Source organism: Succinivibrio sp. (genome assembly GCF_045124615.1).
Classification (GTDB): Bacteria; Pseudomonadota; Gammaproteobacteria; order Enterobacterales; family Succinivibrionaceae; genus Succinivibrio; species Succinivibrio faecicola.
In genome coordinates this window covers 1-1,543 of sequence record NZ_JBGVMC010000398.1, presented here as the reverse complement: position 1 = coordinate 1,543, position 1,543 = coordinate 1, and the positions used below count along the sequence as shown (strand labels likewise).

Here is a 1,543-nt window from a genome sequence, read left to right as displayed (position 1 = left end):
AGGTTTAATAGAGCAGATAGCCCTAAGAACCCCGTATATGCAGCTTTTAAGAGACAATAATGAGGTTTTAGAGCGATTTATTGAGCTTTTAAAAGAAAACCATTTTGCTTCCGAGCTGATTACAGCTCATCCAATACTGCTAGATGAACTGTTTATTCCTCAGTACTTTACTGCACCACCATCAGTTAATGAATATTCTGCAATGCTGCAAGAAAGACTTTTGAGAATAGAAAAGGATGATCTTGAAGCTATCATGGAAGAGCTTCGCCTATTTAAGAAGATCATGGTGTTCAGAATTGCACTGTCAGATAAGGCAGGAAAACTTCCTTTAATGAAGATTTCCGATGCTCTGACATTCCTAGCTCAGGCAATTGTAAAGCAGCTTCTTTCACTTGCATGGTCTCAGACTGCTGCAAAATATGGTGAGCCTGAAGGTCAGAGTATTGACGATCCTGGTCTTGCTATCATCGGTTATGGCAAGTTAGGTGGTATTGAACTTGGTTATAAGTCAGATCTTGATATGGTTTTCATCAGAAAACAATGTGAAGGTATGACAAATGGAGAAAGACCTGTCAGTGTCGATCTGTTCTACCAAAGACTTGTTCAAAGATTGCTTCATCTGTCTACAACAAAGACTATAGGCGGAATTTTATATGATCTTGATATGCGCCTAAGACCTGATGGTGATACCGGTCTTTTAATTTCTGATGTGCAGTCATTTGAACAGTATCAGTTATCAAGAGCATGGACATGGGAGCATCAGGCATTAGTCAGAGCAAGACCTATTGCAGGCTCTTTGAATATAATAAATGAGTTTGAAAGAATAAGAACAGAGATCTTAAGAAGCAAAAGGGATGATACAAAACTTAAAGAGGATGTTGTTCAGATGAGAGAGAAAATGAGAGCTCATCTTGATAGAACATCTGATACCCTATATGACATCAAGCAGGGACCTGGTGGTATGATTGATGTTGAGTTTATATCTCAGTATCTGCTACTACGCTATGCTCCTGTAAATGAGGATATGATCCTCTGGACTGATAATGTCAGAATTCTTGAAGAGTGTGCAAGACTGTCTATCATTAGTGAAGAGCTTAAAGTTACTCTTATCAATGCCTATATTGATATAAGAAAGATATATCATGAGCTGTCATTAGCTGATTTGCCAAGACTTGTATCAATGCAAAACCGTCTTGAAGCAACATACAAAGTAGAGCAGATCTGGAAGGAAATGTTTTCTTGATAAGGCTTATTGCCTTATCTGTAGTGGCGATCTCTTGTTAGATAGAACATATCAATATCGTCATCATCTAGCATGTAATCGATATTGATATCAGGTGTTTTTGTAAGAGACTCCTCAGACACAACAAGAGGTCCTTTACCTAAAGGACATTTGTATACTCTTGCTGACAGAACAACACCTACAGTTCTGCCTATAAGTCTTGTTGGATAAGCATGTGTCTCAACAATATGAGTGCCACCGATACTGTCAGCTTTCATTTTCAGTTCAAATCTAGCACTTTCAATTCGTGCAGCTGCATTT

At 38.3% G+C, this 1,543-nt stretch carries 2 protein-coding genes; one reads left to right on the top strand and one right to left on the bottom strand.

Features of this window, described 5'->3' with window-relative positions; all coding sequences use genetic code 11:
• Positions 1-1,243: bifunctional [glutamate--ammonia ligase]-adenylyl-L-tyrosine phosphorylase/[glutamate--ammonia-ligase] adenylyltransferase (gene glnE / locus ACJML3_RS10610; RefSeq protein ID WP_406023081.1), on the top strand; the 1,243-nt coding region annotated here is incomplete at its 5' end.
• 14 nt (positions 1,244-1,257) lie between these two features.
• On the opposite strand, the gene ACJML3_RS10605 is transcribed toward glnE, so the two are convergent.
• Positions 1,258-1,543, bottom strand: a 286-nt coding sequence (locus tag ACJML3_RS10605) for a hypothetical protein (protein WP_406023079.1), incomplete at its 5' end; no start/stop codon positions are given.